The organism is Pseudomonas sp., from assembly GCF_030696055.1.
GTDB lineage: Bacteria > Pseudomonadota > Gammaproteobacteria > Pseudomonadales > Pseudomonadaceae > Aquipseudomonas.
Genome location: NZ_JAUYNP010000189.1, coordinates 1 through 5944, shown reverse-complemented (window position 1 = coordinate 5944; position 5944 = coordinate 1). Strand labels below are relative to the sequence as shown.

Below are 5944 nucleotides of genomic sequence, written 5' to 3'. Positions count from 1 at the left end.
GATTTCTGTTTGGCGCTGAGTTGGCTCACATGAGCCAGCCAGTGGTGAAAGGCTTGAGTATCCATGATGGGCAGACCTCACGAGCGGATGCCTGCCATAAAGCTTAGTCCTTGCAACACAGCCTTGGGACATAGCCTTTTTTATGGGGCGGGGCCCTTAGTCGTCTTTGCCTTTGCTGCGCATGGCGCGCTGCACTTCGCGATCGGCGTCACGCTCTTTCTCGGTGTGGCGTTTGTCGAAGTCCTTCTTGCCCTTGGCCAGGGCGATCTCGCACTTGATCAGGTGCGCCTTCCAGTAAATCGACAGGGCCACGCAGGTGTAGCCTTTCTGCTGCACGGCACCGAACAGCTTGTCCAGTTCGCGCTTGTTCAGCAGCAGCTTGCGCGTGCGCGTCGGGTCGGCGATCACATGGGTGCTGGCGGTTGTCAGCGGGGTGATGTGGCAGCCCATCAGCCAGGCTTCGTCGTCTTTGAGCAGCACATAGCTGTCGACCAACTGGGCCTTGCCGGCGCGCAGACTCTTCACTTCCCAGCCGGACAGGACCAGGCCGGCCTCGAACTTGTGTTCGACGAAAAAGTCGTGCATCGCCTTCTTGTTTTGCGCGATGGTGCCTTGCGGGTGTTTCTTTTGTTTAGCCATAGGGCGCGCATTATAGGGAGTCGCTAGCGCCTGCGCTATGTGCTGAACAGGGCAAAACGCGGATTGAGGCGGTCATGGCGGTTTGTCGGTCCTGCTGCGCTTGAGCCGCCCTGGCGAATCCCCGACAATGCGCGATCTTTTGCAAGTGCGGCAGGCTAGTCGGGCATGTTGAACGCTAAGGCCTCGATACAGGGGGCCGCCAGTCGTTGGTGTGTTGTGCCTATTTGTTGCAGAGTGAGTGAATCACAGCCTGTCAGCCATTGAGTGAAACCATAGTTTTATGAGTACCCATATTCAACGTTCGGCTTTGTTGCCTTATCCGGCCCAGGCGCTGTTCGATCTGGTCAACGATGTGGCCAGCTACCCGCAATTCTTGCCCTGGTGTTCGGCCAGCGAGGTGCTGGAGGTCAGCGAGACCCATATGCGCGCCAGCCTGGCGGTGGCCAAGGCAGGGTTGAGCCAGCGTTTCGTCACGGTTAATACCCTGGTGCCCGGGCAGTTGATCAAGCTCAGGCTCGCCGAAGGCCCCTTCACCCAGCTGTACGGCCAATGGGAGTTCAAGGCCTTGGGGGATAAGGCCTGCAAGATCAGCCTGGATCTGACTTTCGATTACGCCGGGCCGCTGGTGCGGGCGACGCTCGGGCCGCTGTTCAATCAGGCGACCAACACTCTGGTCGATGCCTTCTGTCAAAGGGCCAAGCAACTCTATGGCTAAGCCCAGCATAGTGGTCGAGGTGGCCTACGCCTTGGCCGATAAGCAGGAGTTGCTGCGTCTGAGCCTGCCCTATGGCACTACGGTGCGCCAGGCGGCGATGCAGTCGGGTATGCAGGCGCATTTTCCGGGTCTGGACCTGGCCAATAGTCCCTTGGGGATATTTGGCAAGGCGGTGGCCAAGCCGGAGGAGCGTGTGCTGGAGGAGGGGGAGCGGGTGGAGATCTACCGGCCGTTGATCGTCGATCCTAAAGAGGTGCGCAAGCAGCGCGCGGCCAAGGCCGCCCAGGCCAAGGCGGATGAGCAGAGGCGCTAACCCGCCGGCAGTCGCCCACAAAAAAGCCCGGATGGTTCCGGGCTTTTTGGTCGGCGGGCATTACTGCGGAGTGGTTTCCAGTGGCTCGGGGGTTGGCACCGGAACCGTCTGCACATTGTCCACTTCGCGCTGGATCTGTTCCAGCAGCGAGCCGGGCGCCGGCTTCTCTTCGACCTGGGGTTGTGGGCTGGCTGCAGGCGTGCTCGCGCCACTGTCTTCACCGAGAATGGCCTGGTCGCGGCTGACGCCTGGCATAAAGTCGCCGGACAGGCCTACCAGTTGGTCCTCGGCGCTGAAGTTCACGCTGATGCGCTCCTGCAGGCGCTGACCGCCACCCGGCTGGATGCTGTACAGGTAGTCCCAGCGATTGGCGTGGAAGGTATCGGTCAGCAGGGGGTTGCCCATGATAAACCGCACTTGCCGGCGGGTCATTCCCGGGCGCAACTGGTCTATCATGTCCTGTGTCACGACATTGCCCTGTTGAATGTCGATTTTATAAACCCCGGGGAATGAACAACCGGCGAGTGCGAATAGCCCCGTAAGCGTGAGGCTGGTCAGCAGGAGTTTGGTTTTTTGCATCGGTGGGCGACTTCCACTATCTTGGCTGGGCAATAATAAGCCCGGATCATACCCGCAATAAGGGAAGCTGCGAAGCCGCTTCCGCGAGAAAGCAGACCATGGTTGAAAATAGCGAACTACGCAAAGCTGGCCTGAAAGTGACCCTGCCACGGGTCAAGATTCTGCAAATGCTCGACTCCGCCGGTCAGCGTCATATGAGTGCAGAAGATGTTTACAAATCACTGATGGAGGCGGGCGATGATGTCGGTTTGGCCACCGTTTACCGGGTGCTGACCCAATTCGAAGCCGCGGGCCTGGTGGTTCGGCACAACTTCGATGGCGGCCATGCGGTGTTCGAGTTGGCCGATGGCGGCCATCACGACCATATGGTCTGTGTCGACACGGGCGAGGTGATCGAGTTCTTCGACACCGAGATCGAAAAGCGCCAGAAAGAGATAGTGCGCGAGCATGGTTTCGAGCTGGTCGATCACAACCTGGTGCTCTACGTGCGCAAGAAAAGCTGAGTGATCGGCTACTGACAAAGGCGACCCCAGGGTCGCCTTTGTGTTTTCTGCGCCTATGTCGATCAGGCCTGGGCGCTGCCGACCATCTGCCGTGCGTGGGCCAGGGACTCTTCGGTCAGGTCGACGCCGCCGAGCATGCGAGCGATTTCCTCGACCCGCTGGGCATCGTCCAGCTTGCTTACGGCGGTGCGGGTGGCATCGCTGTCGCGCAGCTTGTGCACGAATAGATGTTGGTGTCCTTGCGCGGCCACCTGCGGCAGATGGGTGACGGTCAGCACCTGGCCGCGTTCGCCGAGGCGGCGCAGCAACTGACCAACCACTTCGGCGGTCGGGCCGCCGATGCCGACATCCACTTCGTCGAACACCAGGGTCGGTACCCGCGAAGTCTGCGCGGTGATCACCTGGATGGCCAGGCTGATCCGCGACAGCTCGCCACCCGAGGCGACCTTGGCCAAGGCTTTCAATGGCTGCCCGGGGTTGGCGCTGACCAGAAATTCCAGCTGCTCCAGGCCATTGGGCTGCGGCTCGTTGCTGCTATTGGCACTCAGCTTGATATTGAAGCGTCCGCCCGGCATGCCAAGGTTCTGCATCTCCAGCTCCACCGCGCTGGCCAGTTGGCTGGCGGCGTTATTGCGCAGCGCGCTGAGTTCGCCGGCTTTTTCCTGGTAGTGGCGCTCGAAGGCCGCCAGCTCTTCGCTCAGGCGCTCGGCGGCCTGGTCGTCGGCATTCAGGCTTTCCAGCTCCTCGAACAGCTGCTGCTGCATGGCGGTCAGTTCGCTGGGCTGAATGCGGTGTTTGCGCGCCAGGGTGTAGATCGCATCCAGGCGTTCTTCCATCTGTTGCAGGCGCTCGGGGTCAGCGTCGAAGTGATCGAGGAAGCGATTCAGCTCGCCGACCGCTTCCTCGACCTGGATCTGCGCGCTGGCCAGCAGGTTGGTCGCTTCGCTGAGGGCGCCAGGCTGGCCCTGGAAGGCGCCGAGGCGATTGAGGCTGCCGGTCAGGGCGGACAACACATTGCCGGCATCATTTTCGCTGCACTGTTCGATCACCAGGCGGCAGGCGCTGAGCAGGCTTTCGGCGTTGGTCAGGTTCTTGTGTTCCTGTTCCAGCTGGTCCAGTTCGTCTTCGCCCAGGGCCAGGTTGTCCAGCTCTTCCAGCTGATAGCTGAGCAGCTGATGGCGAGCGCGCTGCTCGTCGCCGATGCTGGAGACGCGCTGCAGCTCGTTCTTGGTCTGTTTCCAGCGCTGTGCGGCCAGTTGCACCTGGCGCGCCAGTTCCTGGCTGCCGGCGTATTCGTCGAGCAGGCGACGGTGGGTGTCGGCTTTGAGCAGCGACTGGTGTTCGTGCTGGCTGTGGATGTCGATCAGCAACTCGCCCAAGGCCTTGAGGTCGCCCTGGGGGCAGGGCGCGCCATTGATATAGCCGCGCGAGCGGCCTTCGGCGGTGATCACGCGCCGCAGGATGCACGGGCCGTCCTGATCCTGGTTATGGCCCAGGTCGCGCTCGGCCAGCCAGGCGCGTGCCTCGGGAATATCGCCGAGGTCGAAGCTGGCGAGAATATCCGCCTTGTCGGCGCCGGGACGGACTACGCCGCTGTCGGCGCGGTCGCCCAGACACAGGCCTAGGGCGTCGAGCATGATCGATTTGCCCGCGCCGGTTTCGCCGCTGATCACACTCATGCCGGCGTCCAGCTCCAGGTCGAGGTGTTCAACGATGGCGTAGTTGTGTACGGACAGGTGCACCAGCATGGCGAGGCCTCTCAGGTCTTTGGTATGGTTATTTATACAGTGTTTATTTGTCGGCTGACAATCCATCCCTGGTCCTTGAAAGGATAAAATTCGGCCCCATATAGCGGTCAGACGCGCGAGTTGAGGCTCGCGTCGAATTTTTAGAGGAGAGACGCATGGCTGACGAACAGACCCTGGATACGCAGAACCCCGATGTGCAAACAGCTGCCGATGCAGCCTCGGGGGATGACCTGGCTGCCCGCGTGCAAGCGCTGGAAGAGCAGCTGGCGACTGCGCAGGATCAGTCGCTGCGCATGGCTGCGGACCTGCAAAACGTGCGCCGTCGCGCCGAGCAGGACGTGGAAAAAGCGCACAAGTTCGCCCTGGAGCGCTTCGCCAACGACTTGCTGCCGGTGGTGGACAGCCTGGAGCGCGGCCTCGAGCTGTCGAGCCCGGACGATGAGGCGATCAAGGCGGTACGTGAGGGCATGGAACTGACCCTCAAGTTGCTCAGTGACACCCTCAAGCGCCACCAGTTGGAGGCGCTCGACCCCCATGGCGCGCCGTTCAACCCTGAGCACCATCAGGCCATGGCGCTGCAGGAAAGCACCCATGTCGAGCCCAACTCCGTGCTCAAGGTGTTTCAGAAGGGTTACCTGCTCAGCGGTCGTTTGCTGCGCCCCGCCATGGTGGTGGTCAGCAAGGCACCGGTCGAGGCGCCGCCCTCGATTGATGAGCAGGCTTGAAATTTGGCGATCAGCCCCCATTAAAGAGTCAAGCGTTTTAGTGCTAGCGCCGCTGCCCACGAGCAGTGGCGGGAATATCCAAGTTTCGGGAGAGTGAAGATGGGCAAAATTATCGGTATCGACCTGGGGACTACCAACTCCTGCGTCTCTATTCTGGAAAACGGCAACGTCAAGGTTATCGAGAACGCCGAAGGCGCGCGCACCACGCCGTCGATCATTGCTTACGCCAACGATGGCGAAATCCTCGTCGGCCAGTCGGCCAAGCGTCAGGCGGTGACCAACCCGCACCACACCCTGTACGCGGTGAAGCGTCTGATCGGTCGTCGTTTCGACGAAGAAGTGGTACAGAAAGACATCCAGATGGTCCCTTACAAGATCGTCAAGGCCGACAACGGCGACGCCTGGGTCGAAGTGAATGGCCAGAAGATGGCGCCGCCGCAGATCTCGGCTGAAATTCTGAAGAAGATGAAGAAGACCGCCGAAGACTACCTCGGCGAGCCAGTGACCGAAGCGGTCATCACCGTTCCGGCTTACTTCAACGACAGCCAGCGTCAAGCCACCAAAGACGCCGGCCGTATTGCTGGCCTGGACGTAAAACGTATCATCAACGAACCAACCGCGGCCGCTCTGGCCTACGGTATGGACAAGGCGAAGGGCGATCACACCGTGATCGTTTACGACTTGGGCGGCGGTACCTTCGACGTTTCCGTGATCGAAATCGC

At 60.9% G+C, this 5944-nt stretch carries 8 protein-coding genes; 5 read left to right on the top strand and 3 right to left on the bottom strand.

The window, feature by feature from the left end:
- Positions 1-156: 156 nt before the first annotated feature.
- The gene (smpB, locus tag Q8Q83_RS11125; protein WP_305623699.1) at positions 157-639 is read right to left on the bottom strand and encodes an SsrA-binding protein SmpB; all 483 of its coding nucleotides are present in this window, start codon (positions 637-639) and stop codon (positions 157-159) included.
- 280 nt (positions 640-919) lie between these two features.
- Between smpB and Q8Q83_RS11120 the strand changes: the two genes are divergently transcribed.
- Positions 920-1354, top strand: a complete 435-nt coding sequence (locus tag Q8Q83_RS11120; RefSeq protein ID WP_305623697.1) for a type II toxin-antitoxin system RatA family toxin — start codon at positions 920-922, stop codon at positions 1352-1354.
- A complete protein-coding gene (locus tag Q8Q83_RS11115) occupies positions 1347-1667 on the top strand; it encodes an RnfH family protein (protein WP_305623695.1) in 321 nt (106 codons plus the stop codon). The genes Q8Q83_RS11120 and Q8Q83_RS11115 overlap by 8 nt, the downstream gene beginning before the upstream one ends.
- 60 nt (positions 1668-1727) lie before the next feature.
- Here Q8Q83_RS11115 and Q8Q83_RS11110 read toward each other — a convergent pair whose 3' ends face one another.
- On the bottom strand, positions 1728-2246 hold the full coding sequence (locus Q8Q83_RS11110) for an outer membrane protein assembly factor BamE (protein WP_305623693.1): 519 nt from the start codon (positions 2244-2246) through the stop codon (positions 1728-1730).
- 98 nt (positions 2247-2344) lie between these two features.
- Here Q8Q83_RS11110 and fur point away from each other — a divergent pair, with 98 nt between their 5' ends.
- Entirely contained in the window at positions 2345-2749 is a 405-nt protein-coding gene (fur, locus tag Q8Q83_RS11105) for a ferric iron uptake transcriptional regulator (protein WP_305623691.1), read from the top strand.
- Between the two features lie 62 nt (positions 2750-2811).
- On the opposite strand, the gene recN is transcribed toward fur, so the two are convergent.
- Positions 2812-4497, bottom strand: coding sequence for a DNA repair protein RecN (gene recN / locus Q8Q83_RS11100; RefSeq protein ID WP_305623689.1), 1686 nt, complete (start codon positions 4495-4497; stop codon positions 2812-2814).
- Positions 4498-4652: 155 nt separating this feature from the next.
- Between recN and grpE the strand changes: the two genes are divergently transcribed.
- Both grpE and Q8Q83_RS11090 read left to right on the top strand, forming a co-directional pair.
- The gene (gene grpE / locus Q8Q83_RS11095) at positions 4653-5222 is read left to right on the top strand and encodes a nucleotide exchange factor GrpE (protein ID WP_305623687.1); all 570 of its coding nucleotides are present in this window, start codon (positions 4653-4655) and stop codon (positions 5220-5222) included.
- Positions 5223-5321: 99 nt separating this feature from the next.
- A partial coding sequence (locus Q8Q83_RS11090) for an Hsp70 family protein (RefSeq protein WP_305623686.1) occupies positions 5322-5944 on the top strand: 623 nt, incomplete at its 3' end.